This window comes from Kitasatospora sp. NPDC101108, from assembly GCF_055584725.1.
The window spans coordinates 872,518-894,316 of sequence record NZ_JBVJLM010000001.1 but is presented as its reverse complement, the minus strand read 5'-3'; the positions used below and the strand labels follow the sequence as shown (position 1 = coordinate 894,316).

Sequence of the window (21,799 nt, the reverse complement as noted above, 5' to 3'; positions counted from 1 at the left end):
CCACCGACCGCCTAACACCCACCCCCGACCCCCCACCCCCGGGGGCACCGGGGGGCGGGGGTGTGGGCGGCGCACAGCGCGCCGCCAACACCCCGCAGAGCGCAAGGAGGCCGCAGATTCCGAAGTTGACCAACTTGTGGGCGAGGAAGATCGCCGCGAACTCACGGATGGTCGCGCTCGGCCAGTAGTAGCGGGCGGTGGGCGAGCCGAAGACATGCCCGTTGACGCCGGTCTTGCGGGCGGTCAAGGCCGCCCGGAAGGCGTGGAAGTTGTTGGTCACCACGACACAGCGGTAGCCGGGCCTGGCCCGCTCCATGATGGCCTTGCTGAAGAGCAGGTTCTCCTCGGTGGTGCGCGAGCGGTCCTCGCGCTCGATGTGCTCGGCCGGGAAGCCGCGTTCGATCAGGTAGTCGGCCATGGCGTCGGCCTCCGGCAGCTTCTCGTCCGGACCCTGGCCGCCCGAGGTGATCAGCACCGGCGGGTTGCCGCGCGCGGCCTGCTGCTCGTACACCTCACGCCCCCGGTTGAGCCGGCTGGCCAGTAGCGGCGGGACGCGCTCGCCGCCGATCAGACCGGAGCCGAGCACGACCACGAAGTCCACGTCCCGGCGCGGGCGGTGGCGACCGTACAGGAAGGCATAGCCGACGAAGCAGACGAACAGGAAGGAGATGTAGCCGACCACCAGCACGGCGGTGCCCGCCAGGATGCCGAGTCGCGGTGATCGGGTGACGATGGCGGCGAACAGCAGCGCGATGACCGCGATGATGCCCAGTCCGGCGAGCAGGGAGAGCAGGTTGGCCGGGCGCCGGCCCTCCTTGCGGATCATGGTCACGCCGTTGGCGAGCAGGAACCAGACCAGGGCCACCGTTCCGGCGGTCGGCAGCAGGACGATCGCCACTGCGGCGAGCTCAGCCACCAGCGTGGGCGCCCTGCGGAGTTCGGCGAGCAGGGCGAGGGCGAGGAGCGAGACGGCGATGCCGAGCAGGACGGCGTTGCTGAACCGGCGGCGGTCGCGCAGTACCCCGATCCCGCACAGGAGGAAGAACAAGGCGGCTGGGGCATAAGCGAGCATGAGTCGTATCGTAGGGGGAACTGACTTCTAGATCATCTGTACGAACGGCCCGGTGGCCCCAAGGCGTTCGCGCTCAGGCGAAGCGTTCGACGGCGGCGAGGAGGGCCTCCGCCATCCGCGGACTGCCGGTGTGCCCGGCCTCGTCGATCACCGTCAGCCGGGCGTCCGGCCAGGCCTTGGTCAGTTCCCAGGGGGTGCGGAGCGGCCCGCCGAGGTCGAGTCGGCCGTGGATCAGTTCGCCCGGGATCCCGGCCAGTCGCCCGGCGTCGCGCAGCAGTTGGCCGTCCGCCAGGAAGGCCCGGTGCGAGAAGTAGTGCGCCGTGATCCGGGTGAAGGCCATCAGGGCGTCGGAGGGGCGGTCGGAGTAGGCGTTCGGCTTTCCCAGCACCTCGTGCGAGATGACCGCGTCCTCCCAGCTGGACCAGGCCCGGGCGGCGGCCCGACGGACGCTCTCCTCCGGGCTGTTGAGCTGCCGACTGTAGGCGGCGAGCAGGTCGAACACGTCACCGTCCCGGTCGGCAGCGGGCAGGAAGTCGCGGAACTCCTCCCAGGGGCCGGGCAGGAAGCGGCCGACACCCTGGTAGAGCCACTCGATCTCCTCCGGGCGCGTCATGGTGACCCCGCAGATCACGATCCCGGAGACCCGCTCCGGGTGCGCCTGCGCGTACGCCAGGATCAGTGTGGATCCCCAGGAGCCGCCGTAGAGCAGCCACTTGTCGATGCCCAGGTGATCGCGCAGCTGCTCCAGGTCGGCGACCAGGTGTGCGGTGGTGTTGTGCTCCAGCCCGGTCGACGGGTCGGCGGCGTGCGGCAGACTGCGCCCGCAGCCGCGCTGGTCGTACTGGACGACGCGGTAGCGCCGCGGGTCGAAGTAGCGCCGGGAGCCCGGGTTGTGGCCCGAGCCGGGCCCGCCGTGCACCACCACGGCCGGCTTCCCGGCCGGGTCGCCCGAGGTGTTCCAGTGGATCCGCTGCCCGTCGCCGACCTCCAACAGGCCCTGGGCGTACGGCTCGTCATGGCGGTACGGCTCGGGCATCGGACACTCCTCCGGGGGCGTTCGGACGGGCTGCCTGGTGAGCCTACCTTCCCTCGGGCTGAGTGGCTGTGGGATATCGATCAGAGCCCGATGTCGGCCCGAAGGCGGTGCCGAAGGAGGCGTGGAGGACGCAGAGGAGCAGCCAGAAGCCCAGCGTACCCGTGACTCCGGCGGTGATCCGGTCGAGCCGACTGCGCCGCTCCTGCGGTCGGCGCCGGTGGGCGGATGCCGTAGGCGAGCCCGAGCAGGCCGAGCGCGGCGAGACCGTACGCGCCGACCGGGCCGGCCCGGTGGAGCACCTGGGCGAGGAGGAAGGCCGCCGCGAGCGAACCCGTGGTGAGGGCGACCAGCAGGGAGCCGCCGACGAGTTCGACGAGGAGCTCGCCGAGGCAGCCCGTCGGCTCGCGGGCGGCGCCGGTCAACAGCCCGACCTGACCGCCGGGGACGGGTCTCGGGTCCCCGGGTTGCGGGAGGTCAGCGGCGGTCCGGCGGCAGCAGGGCGGCGAGGCCGTCGAGGAGGCGGTTGAGGCAGAAGTCGAAGCGGGCGTCCATGTTCGGCCCGGTGAGGTGGTCGGCCAGGTGCGAGAGGTTGGGGTACTGGTCCGTGGGCAGGCTGCGGAAGAGGTCGCCGGCGGCGTCGGCGATGTCCCGGCGGCTGGTGCCGAGCACCTCGGCGGCCGAGATCGGTGACTGCTCCTGGAGCACGAAGCCCTGGACGAAGGCGCCCAGCAGGTAGCTCGCCATGGCCGCGTCGGCGTCGGTGAATCCGGCCGAGCGGATCCGGGTGAGCTGGTCCTCCATCAGGTGGAGCAGGCACGGGCCCGGGGCGAGGCGGCCGGCCACGACCTTGGCGGCGTCGCGTTTGTCGAGCAGCAGCCGGCGGTAGCTGGCGCAGTACTCGTACAGCTCGGCCCGCCAGTCCGCCTGTCGCGGCGGGGGTTCCGCCGAGGCGAGGATCGCGTCGCTGAGCAGATCGAGCAGTTCCTGCTTGTTGCGGACGTGCCAGTACAGCGAGGCGGCTTTGACGCCGACCTCGGTGGCGACCTTGCGCATCGACAGTCCGTCCAGTCCGTCCCGCTCCAGCACGCGCAGCGCGGCCCGGGTGAGGGCCTCGCGGGTCAGGGCGGGGGTCGCGTCGTCGTTCTCCGGCATGGCTGTGCGGACGCCTCCAGCGGTCGGGCGGATCGGTTCGGTGCGGCAGGTCGGTGCCGTGCGGTGGATCGGTTCGGTGTGGCAGGTCGGTGCCGCGCGGTGGATCGGAGGTCCGGTGGCCCCGGTGCGGCGGGTCAACAGTGCCACGAACGCTCGGCGGGCGAATGCGCAGGTCGGCGGAGCGACTTGCGAACTAACGGTGTTAGGGGCACTCTGTTCGTACCATGCCAATCCCTGACACCGTTAGGGATGGAGGAATCGGGAGGGATTCATGGAGGAGTCGAGTACGCGCCGGAGGCAGGGGCTGGCGCTGCTGACACTCTGCGTTGCCATGTTCATGGCCATGCTGGACAACGTCGTCGTCAACGTCGCGCTGCCCCGGATCGGGCAGGACCTGGACTCCGGGATCAGCGGACTCCAGTGGGTGGCCGAGGGCTACAGCCTGGTCTACGCCGCACTCGTGCTGACCGGCGGCGCGCTCGGCGACCGCCACGGCCGCGCCCGGATGTTCGTGGTCGGCCTCGGCCTGTTCACGGTCGGCTCCGCCGCGGCCGCGCTCGCCGGGACGATCGGGGTACTGGTCGGCGCCCGGATGGTCCAGGGCGTGGGCGCCGCGCTGCTCACCCCGGGCAGCCTGACCCTGCTCGGCCACGTGTTCACCGACGAGCGGGAGCGCGCCAAGGCGATCGGCATGTGGTCAGGGGTGTCGGCCCTCGGCCTGTCGATCGGCCCGGTGATCGGCGGCCCGATGGTCGAACACCTCGGCTGGGCCAGCGTGTTCTGGATCAACGTGCCGATCGGCGTGGCCGGGGTCGTCCTCGCCGCCAAGGTTCTGCCGACGATTCCGCCGCGCGCCCGGCGGATCGACTTCGGAGGCTTCGTGCTCTCGGCGGCCGGCCTCGGTCTGCTGGTCTACGCCCTGATCGAGGGGCCCTCACGCGGCTGGACCGACTCCCGGGTGATCGGCTGCGGCGCCGGCGCCGTCGTCCTGCTGGTCGCCTTCCTGCTGCTCGAACTGCGCCTGGCCGAGCCGATGCTGGAGCTGCGGCTGTTCCGGGACACCGCCATGAGCGGCGCCATGTTCAGCGGCTTCATGGTCAGCTTCGGGATGTTCGGCGCTCTGTTCTTCCTGCCGCTGCTGATGCAGGGCGTGCTCGGCTGGTCCCCGTCCGGCTCGGCCTACGGCGGGCTGCCGATGACCGCGATGCTGGTGGTCGCGGGCCCGCTGTCCGGTCGCCTCGCCGCCCGGTACGGCCCCCGGCTGCCGATGGTGCTCGGCCTCTCGCTCTGCGCCGTCGGCCTCGGCGGACTGTCGCTGTACGGCGAGCACGCCCACTACTTCGAGTACCTCTGGACGCTGTTCATGCTGGGCTTCGGCATGGGCCTGACCTTCACCCCGGTCTCGATCGCGGTGCTCCAGCGGGTCTCCCCGGCGCAGACCGGGATGGCCTCGGCGACCGTCAACACCCTGCGCGAACTCGGTGGCGTGCTCGGGATCGCGGTGCTCGGCGCCGTCCTGACCAACCGGATGACGGATGAGCTGACCGCGGCCCTGCAGCGGCTCGGCGTCCCGGCGTCGGCCGTGGGCCCGATCGCGGACGCGCCCACCGGGGCGGCGAACGCCGGTGGCGGGGCGGCCGGAGTGCTGCCCGCGCCGGTCCAGCAGGCGGTGGACGGCGCCTTCGTCGACGGCATCCACCTCGCGCTGCGCTGCGGCTCGGTGGCGCTCGCCGTCACCGCGGTGCTGGTCGCCGTCCTGCTCGGCCGGGCCCGTCCGATCGCCGCGGCCGGCCACGACGACGCGCGGCCGGAGGAGCTCGCCGGGGCCAGCTCCGTCTGAACGGAGCCGAGCCGGGCTGGGCTGGGCCGCGGGTCGACTCGGCTCGGCTCGGGTCGAGCGGGGTCGGCCGGGTCGGGCCGGGGCGGGCCGAGCCGGGCGGCGCGAGTGCCGCGGACACGGCCGCCTCAGCGGATCCCCTCCACCGCCGCCTGCGCCGCCCGGGCCAGCTCCCGGCGGGCCCCCGCCCGGGTGGGCTGCGGTTCGGGCGGCGGGATCGGCGGCAGGAAGGTGACGTCGGCGACCAGCCCGCGTACCGCGACCACCCGGGCGAGCGAGGTGAGCAGCCCTTCGTCGCCGATGAAGGCGGGCGCGCTGGTCGGCCGCCCGTCCGTCAGCCGGTAACGGATCGTCACCGGCTGGACGAAGGCGCCCGCCTCCACCGCCGCCTGGAACAGCGCGGGCCGGAACCGGCCGCTCTCCCGCCCGCACCAGGTCGACCCCTCCGGGAAGACGATCACCGGGTGCCCGGAGCGCAGCACCTCGGTCACGGCCGCCACGGTGTCCGGGAGCGTGCGCAACCGGTCGCGGTCCAGGAACACGGTGCCACCCCAGGCGACGAGCGGCCCGAGCACCGGCCACCTGCGGACCTCGGTCTTGGCCAGCGAGCGCCCCGGCCGCCCGGCGGCGAGCAGCGGGATGTCCAGCCAGGACACGTGGTTGGCCACCACCAGAGCCCCGTCGGCGCCGACCGCCCCGCCACCGACCGGAGATCCGCCGCCCGTTCTGCCCGTCCCGGTCGCTCCGGCTGCCCCGGTCGCTCCGGCTGCCCCGGGCGTCCGCGGTGTCCCGGGCGTCCCGGGCGTCCCGAGGTGGACGGTCACCCCGAGGGTGCGCAACAGCACCCGGGCCCAGAGCCGGATCAGCCGGTCCCGGGCGCCGTACGGCAGCAGCCGCACCGGCAGGCTGAGCAGGACGCCGACGAGCACCACGACCAGGCACGCGGTCAGTCGAAGCGCCCGCCGGGGGTGCGAGACCTCCGGCGCGCGCTCGCCCAGGCACGTTTCCGGTCGGCAGGGCGCGGTCGGGAGCCAGACGCTCATGACGAGGCGCCCAGGGCGGGTGCTCCGGACAGGAAGTGCCGCAGGTAGCGCGGGTCGGTGCGTTCCAGTGACAGCAGCACGTACAGGTCGGCGCAGTCGAAGTCGGGGTCGTACGCGGGCTCGCCGCAGACCCAGGCGCCGAGCCGCAGGTAGCCGCGGAGCAGGGCGGGCAGGGCGCCGCGCTCGGCGCGCGGAACGCCGGTGGCGTCCCAGCGGCGGTGCGGGGCGACCCGGTACTGCTCGGGGGCCAGGTACTTGGCGCTGACGGTGTCCCAGACCCGGGCGGCGGTGGCGCCGCCGTCCTCCAGGCCGATCGAGCAGCAGCCGCCGACCCAGGTGTTGCCGGTGTCGGCGAGGTAGCGGGCGATTCCGCCCCACATCAGGTTGATGACCGCGCCGTTGCCCCGGTGGGCGGGGTGGATGCAGGAGCGGCCGAGCTCGACCAGGCCGGGCCGCACCGGCGCCAGCGCGGAGAGGTCGAACTCGCCGTCGGAGTACAGCCTTCCGGCCCGGCGGGCGGCCTCGGGGCCCAGCAACCGGTAGGTGCCGACGACGGCGCCGTCCTCGCCCTCGCGGACCAGCAGGTGGTCGCAGTACTCGTCGAAGGGGTCGATGTCGAGTCCGGCGACCGGGCTGTGCAGGTCGGCGCCGAGTTCGGCGGCGAAGACCTGGTGGCGCAGCCGCTGGGCGGCGCGCACGTCGTCCTCGTCGCGGGCGAGGGAGACGGTGTAGGCGGAGGCCGGGGCCGGCCGGTGGCGCGGGGCGGGAACCACCGGGGTGTCGTGGGTGGGGGCGACTGCGGACGGAGCGTACGTGGGGACGGTGGTCATGGCGGACCCTCCAGGGCAGCATGATCGGCGGTGCCGTGGATCGCCAGGGCACCGTCCCGGCCCGCAGGAGCTGGGCATGGATGCGAACCGGTCCCCGTATGTGTCTCCAAGCCGGTTGGCATTCACGTTGCGGCCCGGCGGAGCGCAGATGTGCACCTGTTGAATGGGATCCTTCGCAGCCTGCCGGTCATCTGCCCGGCACCGGGCGGCCGTTCGTCCTGGGTGGACAATGGGGACGCGCACCTGCCTCGCGCGCCCCCGCCGGCCCAGCTGCTCCGCCGTCACGTCCCCGGCGTCACATCTCCGCTGTCACGTCCCCGGGCGCCACGTCTCCGCCGTCACGTTCCGTTGCCACGTCTCCGCCGTCGCTCAGAACGCCCGCCAGCCCTGCGGGTCGACGCCCCCGGGAACGGCGGCGGCAGGTTCGTACGGCTCGCGGGTGTAGACGAAGGAGCCGACGTCCAGGTGGCTGACCGTCCCGTCGGGGTGCCGGACCACCCGCAGGGTCTCGCCCGCGTAGTAGTTGTCCAGGCCGAGCCAGCTGCCGTCCGGCTGGGGCCGGAAGCGCGAGCCCCGGTGGCCGCCCGCGAGTTCGGTGAGTTCCAGCACGCCCTCGGCCCGCAGCCGCAGGACGTTGGGCGCGGCGCCCCAGTACCAGGGGCCGGTGAGCGCCAGCAGTTCCGCGTCCACCTCGGACAGCGGGCGCCAGGGCGCGGGCAGTCGGGGCTCGTGGGCGGCCGTGATGCCGATCAACTGGGCGGCGAGCAGCGGGGTGTTGGCGCCGCTGGTGGCGTTGGACAAGGCGAAGGCGGCCAGCCCGTCGTCGGCGCTGACCCACAGCCCGGCCGTGAAGCCGGGCATCGAGCCGGAGTGGCCGTACAGCACCCGGCCCTCGTGGCGCCGCAGTTGCAGGCCGAGGCCGTAGCCGGAGGTCCACTCGGCGTCCCACGGGCCGACGGCGGGGCGGCGCATCTCGGCGAGGGTGTCGGCCGTGAGCACCTTGTCGTCGCCGGCCGCGAGGAAGGCCGCCCAGCGGGCCAGGTCCGCGCCGGTGGACCAGAGCTGGCCGGCCGGACCCATCAGGCCGGTGTCGGTGAGCGGTTCGGGCAGCATGACGTCGGCCCAGGGGTGGACGGCGAAGCCCCCGGCGTGCGGGTGTTCGGGCAGCAGGGTGGTGCGGTCCATGCCGAGCGGGGTCAGCACCTCTCGGCGCAGCACCTCGCCCCAGGGCTCGCCGCGCAGCTCCTCGACCAGGGCGCCGAGCAGTGCGTAGCCGGGGTTGGAGTAGTGGTGGCGGTGCCCGGCCGGGTGCTTGAGCGGGCTCTCCTGCTCCAGCAGGTCGCCGAGTTCGGGCCGCAGGGAGCCTTCCGTCCGCTCCCACCAGGGCTCGGGGGTCTCGGCGGCGAGCCCGCCGGAGTGGGCGAGCAGCTGGGCGACGGTGACCTCGTCGGCCGGGGTGCCGGGCAGGTGGCGGCCCAGCGGGTCGGCCAGGTCGAGCAGGCCCTCGTCGCGCAGCCGGAGGACCAGCACCGCGACGAAGGTCTTGGTGAGCGAGCCGATCCGGTACTGGACGTCCGGATCCGGGGCGTGGCCGTCGACCATGCTGCGGGCGCCGCTCCACACCAGCCGGCCGTCCCGCACCACCCCGGCCACGAGGGAGGGGGTGCGGCCCTCGGCCTGGGCGACGGCCACGCGGTGCAGCAGGGCGCGGCGGGTGGGGGGCAGCAACTGGTCGGGCTGGTCGTTCATCTGATCGTCTGAGCTCATCGGCATGGACGGACAGTAGCCCAGCCGGGCCCCGGACCAGCGCGAACAGGGCTGCACCGGCCCTCCGCTCGGTTCCGTCGGTCGGTCCCGCCGACCCGCCCGATCAACGCGACCCACCCGATCAGGCCGACTCTCCGATCAGGCCGTCAGCGGCGGCAGTTCCGGCCGCTCCAGCCACGCCGCGAACAGCGGGCCGAGCGGGGTCGTGGTGTACCGGGAGGCATGCGCGAGCAGGTCGGAGGTGGCGACCACACCGTGCCGGTTGACGCCCGCCCAGTCCCGCAGCATCGCGAAGAACGCGTCCTCACCGAGCGCCAGCCGCAGCGCGTGCACCGTCAGGCCGCCGCGCTGGTACAGCCGGTCGTCGAACATCAGCCTGCGGCCCGGATCGCCGAGCCGGAGGTCCTGCGGCAGCCCGGCCAGCAGCCGGTGCGCGGCGGCGGCGTGCACGGCCGCGCCCGGGCCGCCGGCGTGTTCGGACCAGAGCCACTCCGCGTACTTGGCGAAGCCCTCGTTGAGCCAGATGTGCCGCCAGTCGGCGATCGAGACGCTGTTGCCGAACCACTGGTGGGCCAGCTCGTGCGCGATCAGCCGCTCGCGCTCCCAGCCGCCGCCGAGGTGGTTGGTGCCGAAGGTGGCCACGCCCTGCGCCTCCACCGGGACGTCCAGCTCCTCGTCCGCGACCACCACCGCGTACTCGCCGAACGGGTACGGCCCGAAGACGTGGGTGAAGTACGCCATCATCTCCGGCTGCCGGGCGAAGTCCCGGGCGAAGGCCTCGGCCAGCCGCTGCGGCACGTACCCGGTCTGCGGCACGTACCCGGTCCGCGGCACGAATCCGGCCCGGGGCGTGTCGGGGCGGGCGGTCAGCGGCACCGGCCGGTAGTGCCCGATCGAGACCGTCACCAGGTACGACGAGGTCGGCGCGCTCTGCTCGTACACCCAGGTGGTGCTGGAGGCGCGGCTGGTCCGGGTCAGTAGCCTCCCGCCGGACACCACCGTGAACGGGGACGGCGTGGTCACCGCCACCTGGTACGCCGCCTTGTCCGCCGGCCGGTCGTTGCACGGGAACCAGGACGGCGCCCCGACCGGCTGACTGGCCACCAGCGCGCCCTCGGTCAGTTCCTCCCAGCCCAGCCCACCCCACGGGCTGCGCACCGGCCGGGGATTGCCGGTGTAGTGCACCTCGACGGTGAAGGCCGCACCCACCGCGAGTGCCTTCGCCGGCCGGACCCGCAGCTTGCCGCCGCGGTGGGTGTAGCGGGCGGTCTTGCCGTCGACCAGCACCCGCCCGATCCGGAACTCGGCCAGGTCGAGCGCGAACTCGGCCAGCGCCGCGTTCGCCACCGCGCTCAGCCGGGCGGAGGCGGCCAGCCGGTTGGGCCCGGGCCGGTAGTCGAGGGCGAGTTCGTAGCGGTGCACCCGGTAGCGGTGGTCGCCGCTGTTCGGGAAGTACGGGTCCGGACCGCCGGCGGTCGGCGGGGCGTGGTGGGGCTTCACGGGGGCGGGCGCTTCCTGCGGGCCGGGACGGGTGGTCGTTCCCGGGTGGTCGGTCATGCCGGGACGGGTGGTCGTTCCGGGACGGCTGGTCATGTCCGGGCGGTCGGTGGGAGGGGTGGTCACGGGGTGCTCTGCCAGGCCTCGATGGGGTTGCCCAGCCACCGCGTGTCCGCGGGGACGGACTCGGCGCGCATCACCAGTGAGGCCGGTCCCAGCGTGCTGCGCGCGCCCACCGTGCTGCCGGGCAGCACGATCCCGCCCGGGCCCAGGGTGGCGCCCTCGCGGAGGACCACAGTATCCATCCGCATGATCCGGTCGTGGAAGAGGTGCGTCTGCACCACGCAGCCCCGGTTGACGCTCACTCCGTCCCCGAGGGTCACCAGGTCCGCCTCCGGCAGCCAGTAGCTCTCGCACCACACGCCGTGCCCGACCTTGGCGCCGAGCGCCCGCAGCCACAGGTTCAGCACCGGGGTGCCCGGCACCGCACCGACCAGCCAGGGCACCGCCAGCACCTCGACGAAGGTGTCGGCGAGCTCGTTGCGCCACACGAAACCGCTCCACAGCGGGTGTTCCACCGCCCGGAAGCGCCCGACCAGCAGCCACTTCGCGGCCACCGCGACCAGGCAGGCCACGCCGCCCGCCGCCAGCAGCACCGGTCCGGAGAGCAGCGCAGCGAGCAGGGCGGAGCCCGCACCCAGCCAGGACAGCGCCGCCACCGTCGCCAGGCCCAGCGCCCCCGAGGCGAGCACCGGCACCAGCCGGGCCAGCTCGACCAGTCCGCGCGCCCACCGCAGCCGGGCCGGCGGCTCGTAGGTCAGGCTCCGGTCCGCCCGGTCCGCCGCGCGCGGCAGCCGCACCGGCGGCATGCCCAGGTACGAACCGCCCTTCTTCGCCTTGGCCGGCGTCGCCGAGAGCACGCCCACCAGGCCCCGCTTGGGCACCGAGCGGCCCGGCGCGGTCATCCCCGAGTTGCCGAGGAACGCCCGGTCGCCGACCTTCGCCTCGCCCAGGCGCATCCAGCCGCCGCCCAGCTCGTACGGCGCGATCAGGGTGTCGTCGGCCAGGAACGCGCCGTCCCCGACGGTGGTCAGGCTGGGCAGCGCCAGCACCGTGGACACCTCGGCACCCCGGCCGACCCGCATCCCCAGCGCGCGCAGCCACAGCGGGGTCACCAGCCCGGCGTACAGCGGGAACAGCACCTCGCGGGCCCGGTCCATCAGCTGGCTGACCGTCCACGCCTGCCAGCTGACCCGGCCGTGCAACGGGTGGACCCCGGGCACCAGACCGATGCTCAGCAGCCGGACCAGCGCCACCAGCTGGGCCGCGTACAGCGCTCCGTACGCCAGGGTGGCGGGCAGCAGGCCGAGCAGGGCGCCGCCGAGGGCCGGAGCGAGGTCCGCGTCCCGGTCGACGAAGTGGAAGAGCACGGCGAGGGCGGCCGCGGCGGGCAGCACCGGGAGCAGGCCGAGCAGGGCGTCGCCGGCCCCGTACAGCGCGGCCCAGGCGGGCCGGCGGACCGGCGGCTCGGCGGGCCAGGACCACTCGGCCCGGCCCAGTTTGACGGCGGGCGCGCCGCCCCAGCGCTGGCCGGTCGGCACCTGGCCGGTGACGCTGGAGCCGGGCAGCACCTGGGCGCGCTTGCCGACCCGGGCACCGGGCAGCAGGGTCGAACGGGTGCCGACCACCGCATCGGCACCGACCCTGATCTGGCCGACCTCCAGCCGGTCGCCGTCCAGCCAGTAGCCGGAAAGGTCGACCTCGGCCTCGACGGCACAGCCCCGGCCCAGCTTGAGCATCCCGGTGACCGGCGGCAGCGAGTGCAGGTCCACCTCGCGGGCGATCTTGGCGCCCAGCATCCGGGCGTAGGGAACCAGCCAGGCGCCGGACAGCCCGGTCGCGCCGCTCAGCTCGGCGAGCCGCTCGGCCGCCCACAGCCGCAGGTGCACGGCCCCGCCGCGCGGGTAGCTGCCCGGGCGCAGGCCGCGCAGCAGCAGCCGGGCGCCACCGGCACCGATCGCGAGCCGGCCCGGCGAGCTGTACAGCGCGAGCGCGCCCGCGCCGACCGCCCACCAGGAGGCGGTGGGCGCCCACGGGTAGCCGCCGAAGTGGGAGAGCAGGTTCCCGGCGGCCAGCAGGCCGACCGTCCAGCGCAGGCCGACCACGGTGAACAGCGGGACCAGCAGGAGCGACTGGAGCAGCTTTGCCCGGGTCGGGACCGGGGTGACGGTCCGGGCCTCGCCACCCTCGGCGGCCCCGCGTTCCAGGTGGCGGGCGAGCTTGCGCAGCGTCGGGTGCTGGTAGATGTCCAGCACGGCGGCGCTCGGGTAGCGGGTGCGCAGCAGGGTGGTCAGCCGGGCGGCGGCCAGGCTGCCGCCGCCGATCGCGAAGAAGTCGTCGCGCGCGCCGGTCACCTGCACCCCGAGGATCTCGGCCCACTGCTCGGCGAGCCAGGCCTCCGTGCCGTACAGCTGCTCGTCCGGCCCGGCGGCCTCCAGCTCGGGCAGCGGCCAGGGCAGGGCGTTGCGGTCGACCTTGCCGGACGTGCGGGTGGGCAGGGTCTCGACCGGGGCGAGCAGCGGCACCAGGGCGGCCGGCAGCTCGGCGCGCAGCCGCTCGACGGCCTGCTCGCGGTCGAAGCCGTCCTGGACCACCAGGTAGCCGACCAGCAGCTGGTTGCCGCCGCGCGCGGTCCGCACGGCGGCGGCCGCGCCCGCGACACCCGGCAGGGCCTGCAGAGCGGCGTCCACCTCGCCGAGCTCGATCCGGCGGCCCCCGAGCTTGATCTGCTCGTCGGTGCGGCCGAGGAACAGCAGGCCGGCCGGGTCCGCCTGGACCAGGTCGCCACTGCGGTAGGCGCGCTCCCAGCCCAGCGAGGGCAGCGGCGCGTACTTCTCGGCGTCCTTCTCCGGATCCAGGTAGCGGGCCAGGCCGACCCCGCCGATCACCAGCTGCCCGGTGCCGCCGGGGGCGACCGGCTGCCCGGCCTCGTCCACCACGGCGAGGTCCCAGCCGTCCAGCGGCAGGCCGATCCGGACCGGGCCCTCGCCGGTCAGCAGGGCGGCGCAGGCCACCACGGTGGCCTCGGTCGGACCGTAGGTGTTCCACACCTCGCGGCCCTCGGTGACCAGGCGCTGCACCAGCTCGGGCGGACAGGCCTCGCCGCCGAAGACCAGCAGCCGGACCTCGTTCAGCGCCTCGGCGGGCCACAGCGCGGCCAGGGTCGGGACGGTGGAGACCACGGTGATCTCCTGCTCGGCCAGCCAGGGGCCGAGGTCGGCGCCGCTGCGCACCTGGGAGCGCGGGACGGGCACCAGGCAGGCGCCGTGCCGCCAGGCCAGCCACATCTCCTCGCAGGAGGCGTCGAAGGCGACGGACAGTCCGGCCATCACCCGGTCGCCGGGGCCGATCGGTTCCTCCTGGAGGAAGAGCGCGGCCTCGGCGTCGACGAAGGCGGCGGCATTGCGGTGGGTGACGGCGACGCCCTTGGGCCTGCCGGTCGAGCCGGAGGTGAAGATGATCCAGGCGTCGTCGGCCGGGGTGGAGCGGCGCACGCTCGCGGCCGGGCGCGTGGTGGTGATGCTCAGGGTGCGCCCGGCGCCGAGCACGGCGGCGACCGCCGCCTCGCCGAAGACCAGCTGGGCCCGCTCGTCCGGGTCCTCGGCGTCCACCGGGACGTAGGCGGCGCCCGCGGCGAGCACGGCGAGGATCGAGACGTACAGGTCGTTGGTGCCGGAGGGCACCCGGACGCCGACCCGGTCGCCCGGGCCGATGCCGGACGCGGCCAGCCGGCGGCGCAGCTGCTCGACCTCGGCGGCCAGGGCGCGGTAGCTGAGCACGGTGCGGCCGTCGTCCAGGGCCGGCTCGTCGGGGTGGGCCCGCACGGTGGCGTCCAGCACGTCGACCAGGGTGCGCGGGGCGGCGGCCGGGCGGCCGGGGAACAGGGCCTGCGGCTGCGCGGTCCGCGGGGTCCGCGCGGACCGGGTCGGTGCGGGCCGGTCGGCGAAGGCGGGTTCCGGACAGTTCTGCTTCGGCGCGTCCTGTTCCGGCGCGTCCTGTTCCGGCGCGGGCCGCAGTGGCGTGGCGTACTGCTTCGGGTGGCTCGGTCCAGCTGTCATGGCAGCCCGTGCGCTCCTCGTCCTCGCCCCGTTCCGACCGATGTCCGGCCCTTGGGGCGGTGGGAGCACTCGCCTGACGGGTGACCCCACTCCGGGGCCGGAGCGGACAACCCGACCGATGGTAGCCCCGGCCTTCCGGGTCGGCAGGAGCTGACACTCGGCCCAACTGGGGCCGTGGTGGCCAGAGCTGACGCAAAGTCAGTCAACAACTGATGCGTCATGGAACGGAGGTGACGATAAGTCAGTTGAATTGACTGATCGTCAGCTCGGATGCGCGATCGTGATCCATGCCACAGGAAGTGCTGCTCCCTTCGGGTGGTGGGCCGGGCGGGCCGGGGGTTTCGGCGGCCTCTTCCCCGGCCCGCCCGGCCTCGTGGCGCCGCGCCGGTCCGTACCTAGGCGGCCCGGGGAGCGATCCTGGGCGGGGTCCAGTCGGCGTGCTTCAGGACGGTCCGCATCATCGCGCCGGGCGGCGTGAGGCGGATCGCGGCGTTGCGCAGGCCGACCGCCAGCGGGTTGGCCAGCTGCTGGCCCATCCGGCCGGCCCGGCGGGCGTCGCGGGCCACGGCCTGGCTGCGCGGACGGCGGGCGGCGTCGTAGCGGGTGAGCGCGGCCTCGACCGTCCGGCACCCGGCGACCGCCGCCGCGAGGGTCGCGGCATCCTCCAGGGCCTGGCAGGCGCCCTGACCGAGGTGGGGCGTCATGGCGTGGGCGGCGTCGCCGAGCAGGGCGATCCGGCCCGAGACGTAGGAGGGGAGCGGGGTGACCAGTTCGTTGACGTCGTGGTGCAGCACCGCCTCCGGGCTGGTCGCGGCCAGCAGTGCCGGGATCGGGTCGTGCCAGCGCGCGAAGCGACGGCGGATCTCGGTCAGCGGATCCCGGTAGCGCACCCCGGCCGGGGAGTTGAGCACGGCGTGCCACTCGGCCCGGCCGTCCGGGAAGGCGATGTGGCCGAACTCGGCGCCGTGCCCCCAGGTCAGCTCGAAGTCGGCGGTCAGCCCGTCGACCGGGCGCTCGGTGATCGCCCGCAGCACCGTCGAGCCGCTGTAGACCGGCCCGGGGTGGGCGGGGAAGAGGCGGCGCCGGATCCGGCTGTTGATGCCGTCGGCCGCGACGACGAGATCGGCTTCCAGGGTGGTGCCGTCGTAGCCCACCGTGACCCGGGCGGGGTCGGTGGTGTCGATCTCCGTCACCTCGGCGCCGATCACCAGGGATTCGGCGGGCAGCGCCTCGCGGAGGATGCGGTGCAGGTCGGCGCGGGGAATGCCGACGATCGGTGCGCCCAGCTCGCGCTCCAGCGCCCTGCCGTCCATCAGGGCGAGCCGGCGGCCGTCCGGCGTCCGCGTCCCGCCGGTGTACTGGCGCCGCGAGGCCGCCTCGACGGCGTCGCCGACGCCGAGGATCCCGAGCGACCGCATGCCGTTGGCGTGGAGCGAGATCCCGGCTCCGGCGTCGTCCAGGACGGCCGCCCGCTCGATCACGGTGACGTCCCACCCCGCCAGCCGGAGCCCGATCGCGGTCGCCAACCCGCCGATGCCGCCCCCGACCACCACCGCGCTGTTGTTGCTCATGCCCGGTCCTTCCCGTGTTGCCGTGCTGTTTTCTACAGCTGTAGAAGGAGCGTACTACGGGCTTACGGGGGAGACCGGAGGGGAGGGGCAGGCTCTCCTGGACAGCGGAGGCGGCTGCTCCGGCGGCGGCCGGACGGGCGAGGCGGGAGCCCGGCCCGGTAGAAAGGGGGGATGCGGCGAGACCAGGACCAGGACCAGAAGCAGGGCGGCACGGGCGGAGTGGGGAGGCCGGACCGGCGGACCGTGCTGGCGGATGCGGCGATCGGCGTGCTGGCGGACGCGGGGGTCCGAGGGCTGACCCATCGGGCGGTCGACGCGGCGGCCGGGCTGCCGGTCGGCACCACCTCCGCCTACCTGCGCACCAGGCAGGCCCTGCTGACCGCACTGGTGCGCCGCCTGGTCGAGCTGGACCAGGGGGAGCTGCAGGCGATGGGGGAGCGGGCGGTGATCCGCTCGGCGGACGAACTGGTGGAGGGCATCGCCGAGTTGATGCGGCACCGGCTGACCGGCGAGGGGCGGCGGCGGTCGCTGGCGAGGTACGCCTGTGCGGTGGAGAGCGTCCGCGATCCCGAACTGCGGGAGATCCTCGTGCCGCGCGAGAACGCCGGCCGGGCCGTCGTCCGGACCTTCCTCGCCGACCGAGGGGTCGCCGACCCGGACGGGCGTACCGCCACGCTCCTGGCCTGCATCGACGGACTGGTCTTCGACCGTCTGGTCGGCGGGGGCGAGACCGGGGTCGACGAGCTCCAGGGCCTGGTGGCAGCCGCGCTGCGCGGCGCGACCGGGGCTTAGGAGATCTGCCCCGTTGCCGCAGGCGTTGGCGGAGCAGGCCGCGCCCGACTCCGGGAGCGCACGCTACCCGCTAGGGTGACGGCGAGTTCCCCCGTTGAAGCGAAACCGCGCGATGGCCACGCCGGATGTCGCTGTTCGCGGTCGGTCAGGAGGCGGCGTCCTTCGTGTGTCCCAGCTCGTCGGCGTAGCCGGCGAGCAGGATGCGGAGCGTGCGGTGGAAGCGCTGCTCGGAGTCCAGGCCCGCGCCGGTGTCGAAGGCCTGGGCTAGGTGGGGACAGGTGGTCCGGTCGAGTGCCGCGAAGTGCTCGGGCCGGGGCTCGGTGCCCTCGTGGTGGGGCGTTTCGCCGACCTCGCTGAGGGTGTGGCCGAGGGTCCACATGACCACCGAGTTCAACACGTCGAGCGCGTCGGCGAGCGGGACGCCGTCTTCGCGGAGCACGGTGATGCCGCGTTCGAGCAGGGTGAGCGAGGCGGAGGTGGCGGCGGGCCTGGTGGCCAGGACGGTGAGCATGGCGGGGTGGTCGAGGAGAATCCGGCGCAGCGCGACGGCGAATTCGCGGACCACCTCGGTCCAGGGGCCGTTCGGTTCGGCGAAGAGGTCCCCTGCGGAGAACTCCAGTAGGCGTTCGACCATCCCGTCGAGCAGGGCGGCCTTGCTGGGGACGTAGTGGTAGAGCGTCATGCCCTCACAGCCGAGCGCCGCGCCGAGCTTGCGGTTGGAGAGCGCGGCGAGGCCGTGTTCGTCGACGTAGTCGAGGGCGGCGTCGATGATCTTCTCCCGGGTCAGGCCCGTCCTGGGGCGTGAGCGTCGGCCCGGCATGTGCTCCTCCTGACTCCGGTGACTCCAGGTCGGCCCGGCGGGTGCCCCGATCGGACCTTGACAACTCTTGCAGTGCAAGAAAATACTAGCCGACGTCAACTTCTTGCACTGCAAGAAAAGCACTGGGGAGGACGTCGTGCAGCTGGTCGCCGTGATGGTGCGCAAGCTCAACGAGGGTGTCGAGTACGCCGAGTTCCGCAAGAGCTGGATCCCGGACGAGGTGTTCCCGGACGACCCGCGGACCAGGGTCATCACCGCCACCGCGCTGGAGGACCCGCGGGAGGTCATCACCATCGCGCTGATCGAGGGAGACCACGGGGCGGAGTCCATCGGGGAGTGGATGGAGCGCCTCGCCCCGGTCGAGGAGCGCCGCTTCGAGCGGATCAAGGACCTGGTCGGCCCGCCGACCTTGAACGCCGTCTACCAGGTCGTGGCCGAGGACAACCTGTCGCAGCCGATCGCCGAATAGCGGTCGGCCCCCGGGTCGTGGGCGCGTCGGAGCGCACGGCCCGGGCCGACACTCCCTCACTCCAAAACGTCTGTCGTTGAGCTGCCGTCGGGTCAATGAACCGTCAAGTTGCTTCATTCACAGAATATTCCGACCGGGTACGGCGAGGAACTCGAAACATTTCCGCCGCTTCGAGGTCTTCACACGGAGTTCTCAGACTGACAGGCTGGGGCCGCCCTTTCAGTACGGAGGAGGTTCCTTGTCCCGCATATCCACGTTGGCCGGAGCGGTCACCTGCGCGATCGCTCTTGTCACCGGAACCGCCGTGGCCGCGTCGGCCGCGCCGTTCGACCAGGCCCCGGGTGCGGCGGCCGCAGAGGCGAAGGTCGACCCCGTCGACTGGAAGCCGTGCAACCCCGACCCGAGCAAGCCGGACCCCGGCATCTACGACTGTGCCGTCTACCCCGTGCCGCTGGACTACGACAACCCGTCCGGTGAGAAGGTCGGCATCGCGATGATGCGGCGGCGCGCGAGCGACCCGTCGAAGCGGATCGGATCGCTGTTCCTCAACCCGGGCGGCCCCGGCGGCAGCGGCTACATGTGGGCGACCACCACCCGCTTCGGCGCCGAGGTGCAGGCCAAGTTCGACCTGGTCGGCTTCGACCCCCGCGGCGTGGCCCGGAGCAACCCGCTCAAGTGCTTCAAGACCCGGGAGGACGCCGACGCGGTCAACAACCGCATGGTGGGCGTGCCCGTCACCAAGGCCGAGGTCGACGAGACCCTGGACGCGGACCAGGACTACACCGACGCCTGCAGCAAGAACGCCGGCCCGCTGATCGAGCACATGTCGACCATCAACGTGGTGCGCGACCTCGACCGGATGCGCCGTGCCGTCGGCGACTCCCAGCTCACCTTCGCCGGCTTCTCGTACGGCACCCTGATCGGTTCGACGTACGCGAGCATGTACCCGAACAAGGTGCGCGCGATCATCATCGACGGCAACGTCGACCCGAACCTGCGCCTGCACAACGGCCTGGAGTACGACCGCCAGCGGGCGGGCGGCTTCGAGCTGGCCCTGGACGAGTTCCTGAAGCGCTGCCAGGCCGCCGGCGCTCCGCGCTGCGCCTTCGGCGACGGCGACACCCGGGCCAAGTTCGACGAGCTGCGCGACCACCTGCGGACCAGCCCGATCACGCTGACCAACGGCTCCCAGGTGACGCTGAGCAGCTTCACCAGCGAGGTGGCGAGCGCCCTGTACTCGCAGGCCAAGCTGGCTCCGCTGGCGAAGTCGCTGCAGGCCACCTACCAGGTGATGCGGAAGCCGGCCGCGGCCGCCCTGCTGGCACCGAAGGCGAACGTCCCGGACGACGAGGCCAACCAGCTCACGGTGAACGTCCCGCGCGCGCTGCGCGAGGCCCCGGCCGACTCCGAGTACACCGGTGACGACTCCTACATGGGCGTCAACTGCCAGGACAAGCCGTACCCGTCGAACGACCGGGTGTTCGCCAACGTCGCCCGGGCGTGGGAGAAGGAGTCGCCGACCTTCGGCCGCTACCAGGCCTTCGACGCCCCGGCCTGCGCGAGCTGGCCGGCCCCGGCCCGGGACGCCGAGCGCTTCAGCGGTCCGTGGAACAAGAAGACCTCCAACACCGTGATGGTCATCGGCAACCTCTACGACCCGGCCACCCAGTACAAGTTCGCCCAGCGGATGCAGCAGGAGCTGGGCAACGCCGTGCTGGTCAGCGTCGACTCGATCGAGCACTGCGCCGTCGGCCGCAGCGCCGCGCTGAACACGATGGTCACCCGCTACCTGGTGGACGGCACCGCGCCGAAGCCGGGCCAGCTGCTCAAGCCGGACGCCGAGATCTTCCCGGCGGTCTGAGGGCTCTTCCCCCGAACGCCCGGCCGCTGAGGCCGGGGCTGTGGTGGCCGGCGGTTCCGCCGGCCACCACAGTCGCGTTCCCGGCCGTGTTCCTGGCCGCGTTCCCGGCCGTGACGCTCGGCGCAGCGCCCGGAGCCTGCGGAGAATGCGGCAGAAGATCGTCATCGAACCTCCCGTTGAGTGGATTCCTCGGAGTTGTCGTGGACCGTAGTCGACGCCACTGACAATCGCCCCCAGGAGGGACTCCCGGACGAGTCCGCGAGGGGGCGGGAGAAATGACGTACAGTCACACTAATTCGTTAATGAATTCACAAATCCGAATAGGGGTGTTAGCGTGCGGCCCGCCAGACTCTCTCGGACCTGAGAAAGTGGGGAAGGGCATGCGAAACGAATTCTCCGGGCGGACGGTGCTGCCGGGCGATCCCCGCTACCGGACGCTCAGCCAGGGCTTCAACCAGCGTTGGCACAGCAGTCCCGCCTACATCCGGCTGGTGGCGGACGACGCCGACGCGGTCGCCGAGTTGAACCGGGCGCTGGACCGCGGACTGCGCCCGACCGTGCGCGGCGGCGGGCACTGCTACGAGGGCTTCGTCGACAACGACGGGGGCGTGATCCTCGACCTCAGCACGATGCGCGGGGTGACCGCCGGGACGGACAAGTTCGGCCGGCCCACGTACTGCGTCGAGGGCGGCGCCACCAACTGGGACGTCTACACGACGCTGTTCCGGGAGCACGCCGTCACCCTGCCCGCCGGGTCCTGCTACTCGGTGGGCGTGGGCGGGCACATCTGCGGGGGAGGGTTCGGCCTCCTCTCCCGCCGGCACGGGCTCACGGTCGACCACCTCGTCCAGGTCGACGTGGTCACCGTCCGCGGCGGCCGCGCCGCGGTGACGAGGGCGAACCGGCAGGACGCGAGCGGTTCGCCCGAGCAGGACCTCTTCTGGGCCCACACCGGTGGCGGTGGCGGGAACTTCGGGGTGGTGCTGCGCTACCACTTCGCGGTCGACGTGCCCGAGCCTCCGCCGCGGGTCTGGATCAGCAGCGTGGCCTGGCCCTGGGACGAACTGCGCGACCGCCCCGGCGACTTCGAGGCGCTGCTGACCAACTTCGGCGCCTTCCTGGCCGAGCACAGCGGTCCGCGGGAGCCGGTCTACGACGGGCTGTTCGCGATCCTCAAGCTGACCCACCGCTCCAACGGCAACGTCGTGCTGTTCAGCCAGTGGGACGGGGAGGACCCGGCGCCGCTGGACGAGTTCGTGGCGGCGGTCGAGCAGGGGATGGCGACCCGGTCGGTGGTCCAGACCCACAGCGTCACCGGACTGTTCCTGCCGTATCCGGAGCGGCGGCGCCAACTCCCCTGGTTCCAGGCGACCATGACGCTCAACCCGTCGGGCGACAACCAGCGCGGCAAGTACAAGTCGGCCTACCACCGAGAGCCGTTCGACCGGACCCGGATCGCCACCCTCTGGGACTGGCTGACGCGCGACGTGGACGGGGTGGACCTCTCCAAGACACTGGTGCAGATCGACTCCTACGGCTGCCGGATCAACGCCCGCCGGCCGGACGAGACCGCCGTGCCGCAGCGGGACTCCATCATGAAGCTGCAGTACCAGACCTACTGGACCGACCCGGCCGAGGATGCCGGTCACCTGGCCTACCTGAGCGGGCTCTACCGGGAGATGTACCGGGACACGGGAGGCGTCCCGGAGATCGACACCGCGACGGACGGCGCCTACGTCAACTACCCGGACGTGGATCTGGGCACGGTCGACGAGCCCGACCCGGCGTACCCGAGGCTCTACTACAAGGAGAACTATCCACGACTGCAACGCGCCAAGGCCTACTGGGACGGAGAGGAGGTGTTCCACCATGCCCAGTCGATCCGGCCGCTCCGGGCCTGAGCCGCGGCTCGCGCTGCGCTGAGCGGGGCGGCG

General features: G+C 73.2%; 16 protein-coding genes. 5 read left to right on the top strand and 11 right to left on the bottom strand.

Annotated elements, in window-relative coordinates; genetic code table 11:
- The 4 genes from ACZ6Z8_RS03975 to ACZ6Z8_RS03960 form a co-directional block, all read right to left on the bottom strand.
- On the bottom strand, positions 1-1,072 hold a 1,072-nt coding region (locus tag ACZ6Z8_RS03975; protein ID WP_465606053.1), incomplete at its 3' end, for a YdcF family protein.
- Positions 1,073-1,145: 73 nt separating this feature from the next.
- A complete protein-coding gene (gene pip / locus ACZ6Z8_RS03970) occupies positions 1,146-2,108 on the bottom strand; it encodes a prolyl aminopeptidase (RefSeq protein WP_465606051.1) in 963 nt (320 codons plus the stop codon).
- A gap of 80 nt (positions 2,109-2,188) precedes the next feature.
- Positions 2,189-2,530, bottom strand: coding sequence for a hypothetical protein (locus ACZ6Z8_RS03965; protein ID WP_465606050.1), 342 nt, complete (start codon positions 2,528-2,530; stop codon positions 2,189-2,191).
- 52 nt (positions 2,531-2,582) lie between these two features.
- The gene (locus tag ACZ6Z8_RS03960) at positions 2,583-3,260 is read right to left on the bottom strand and encodes a TetR/AcrR family transcriptional regulator C-terminal domain-containing protein (RefSeq protein WP_465606048.1); all 678 of its coding nucleotides are present in this window, start codon (positions 3,258-3,260) and stop codon (positions 2,583-2,585) included.
- A 271-nt stretch (positions 3,261-3,531) separates the two neighbouring features.
- Between ACZ6Z8_RS03960 and ACZ6Z8_RS03955 the strand changes: the two genes are divergently transcribed.
- A complete protein-coding gene (locus ACZ6Z8_RS03955; RefSeq protein ID WP_465606046.1) occupies positions 3,532-5,100 on the top strand; it encodes an MFS transporter in 1,569 nt (522 codons plus the stop codon).
- A 125-nt stretch (positions 5,101-5,225) separates the two neighbouring features.
- Here the strand turns inward: ACZ6Z8_RS03955 and ACZ6Z8_RS03950 are convergent, their stop codons facing one another.
- The 6 genes from ACZ6Z8_RS03950 to ACZ6Z8_RS03925 form a co-directional block, all read right to left on the bottom strand.
- Positions 5,226-6,140, bottom strand: coding sequence for a lysophospholipid acyltransferase family protein (locus tag ACZ6Z8_RS03950; protein WP_465606044.1), 915 nt, complete (start codon positions 6,138-6,140; stop codon positions 5,226-5,228).
- On the bottom strand, positions 6,137-6,970 hold the full coding sequence (locus ACZ6Z8_RS03945) for a GNAT family N-acetyltransferase (protein ID WP_465606043.1): 834 nt from the start codon (positions 6,968-6,970) through the stop codon (positions 6,137-6,139). Before ACZ6Z8_RS03945 ends, ACZ6Z8_RS03950 begins: the two co-directional genes overlap by 4 nt.
- Before the next feature lie 369 nt (positions 6,971-7,339).
- Positions 7,340-8,743: a serine hydrolase domain-containing protein gene (locus tag ACZ6Z8_RS03940; RefSeq protein ID WP_465606042.1), complete on the bottom strand. Its 1,404-nt coding sequence runs from the start codon at positions 8,741-8,743 to the stop codon at positions 7,340-7,342.
- Between the two features lie 132 nt (positions 8,744-8,875).
- Positions 8,876-10,294, bottom strand: coding sequence for a M1 family metallopeptidase (locus ACZ6Z8_RS03935; protein WP_465606336.1), 1,419 nt, complete (start codon positions 10,292-10,294; stop codon positions 8,876-8,878).
- A gap of 62 nt (positions 10,295-10,356) precedes the next feature.
- Entirely contained in the window at positions 10,357-14,352 is a 3,996-nt protein-coding gene (locus tag ACZ6Z8_RS03930; protein WP_465606040.1) for a Pls/PosA family non-ribosomal peptide synthetase, read from the bottom strand.
- A gap of 395 nt (positions 14,353-14,747) precedes the next feature.
- Positions 14,748-15,923 carry an FAD-dependent monooxygenase gene (locus ACZ6Z8_RS03925; protein WP_465606038.1) on the bottom strand — a complete coding sequence of 392 codons (1,176 nt, stop codon included), beginning with the start codon at positions 15,921-15,923 and terminating at the stop codon, positions 14,748-14,750.
- A 171-nt stretch (positions 15,924-16,094) separates the two neighbouring features.
- Here ACZ6Z8_RS03925 and ACZ6Z8_RS03920 point away from each other — a divergent pair, with 171 nt between their 5' ends.
- Positions 16,095-16,715 (top strand): TetR/AcrR family transcriptional regulator, encoded by a 621-nt coding sequence (locus ACZ6Z8_RS03920; protein ID WP_465606037.1) that lies wholly within the window; start codon positions 16,095-16,097, stop codon positions 16,713-16,715.
- 145 nt (positions 16,716-16,860) lie between these two features.
- Here the strand turns inward: ACZ6Z8_RS03920 and ACZ6Z8_RS03915 are convergent, their stop codons facing one another.
- Positions 16,861-17,535, bottom strand: coding sequence for a TetR/AcrR family transcriptional regulator C-terminal domain-containing protein (locus ACZ6Z8_RS03915; RefSeq protein ID WP_465606035.1), 675 nt, complete (start codon positions 17,533-17,535; stop codon positions 16,861-16,863).
- A 136-nt stretch (positions 17,536-17,671) separates the two neighbouring features.
- Between ACZ6Z8_RS03915 and ACZ6Z8_RS03910 the strand changes: the two genes are divergently transcribed.
- From ACZ6Z8_RS03910 to ACZ6Z8_RS03900, 3 genes are all read left to right on the top strand, one after another.
- Entirely contained in the window at positions 17,672-18,004 is a 333-nt protein-coding gene (locus ACZ6Z8_RS03910) for a hypothetical protein (protein ID WP_465606034.1), read from the top strand.
- 238 nt (positions 18,005-18,242) lie between these two features.
- Positions 18,243-19,865: an alpha/beta hydrolase gene (locus tag ACZ6Z8_RS03905; protein ID WP_465606032.1), complete on the top strand. Its 1,623-nt coding sequence runs from the start codon at positions 18,243-18,245 to the stop codon at positions 19,863-19,865.
- 380 nt (positions 19,866-20,245) lie between these two features.
- A complete protein-coding gene (locus ACZ6Z8_RS03900) occupies positions 20,246-21,766 on the top strand; it encodes an FAD-binding oxidoreductase (protein ID WP_465606030.1) in 1,521 nt (506 codons plus the stop codon).
- Positions 21,767-21,799: the final 33 nt, after the last annotated feature.

Bases quoted from the DNA above. Each gene is read 5' to 3' on its own strand.
- ACZ6Z8_RS03935 (WP_465606336.1), bottom strand. From the start codon at position 10,294: ATGACCGACCACCCGGGAACGACCACCCGTCCCGGCCCGCAGGAAGCG.
- ACZ6Z8_RS03955 (WP_465606046.1), top strand. From the start codon at position 3,532: ATGGAGGAGTCGAGTACGCGCCGGAGGCAGGGGCTGGCGCTGCTGACA.
- ACZ6Z8_RS03925 (WP_465606038.1), bottom strand. From the start codon at position 15,923: ATGAGCAACAACAGCGCGGTGGTGGTCGGGGGCGGCATCGGCGGGTTG.
- ACZ6Z8_RS03920 (WP_465606037.1), top strand. From the start codon at position 16,095: ATGCGGCGAGACCAGGACCAGGACCAGAAGCAGGGCGGCACGGGCGGA.
- ACZ6Z8_RS03945 (WP_465606043.1), bottom strand. From the start codon at position 6,970: ATGACCACCGTCCCCACGTACGCTCCGTCCGCAGTCGCCCCCACCCAC.
- pip (WP_465606051.1), bottom strand. From the start codon at position 2,108: ATGCCCGAGCCGTACCGCCATGACGAGCCGTACGCCCAGGGCCTGTTG.
- ACZ6Z8_RS03900 (WP_465606030.1), top strand. From the start codon at position 20,246: ATGCGAAACGAATTCTCCGGGCGGACGGTGCTGCCGGGCGATCCCCGC.
- ACZ6Z8_RS03950 (WP_465606044.1), bottom strand. From the start codon at position 6,140: ATGAGCGTCTGGCTCCCGACCGCGCCCTGCCGACCGGAAACGTGCCTG.
- ACZ6Z8_RS03940 (WP_465606042.1), bottom strand. From the start codon at position 8,743: ATGCCGATGAGCTCAGACGATCAGATGAACGACCAGCCCGACCAGTTG.
- ACZ6Z8_RS03930 (WP_465606040.1), bottom strand. From the start codon at position 14,352: ATGACAGCTGGACCGAGCCACCCGAAGCAGTACGCCACGCCACTGCGG.
- ACZ6Z8_RS03960 (WP_465606048.1), bottom strand. From the start codon at position 3,260: ATGCCGGAGAACGACGACGCGACCCCCGCCCTGACCCGCGAGGCCCTC.
- ACZ6Z8_RS03915 (WP_465606035.1), bottom strand. From the start codon at position 17,535: ATGCCGGGCCGACGCTCACGCCCCAGGACGGGCCTGACCCGGGAGAAG.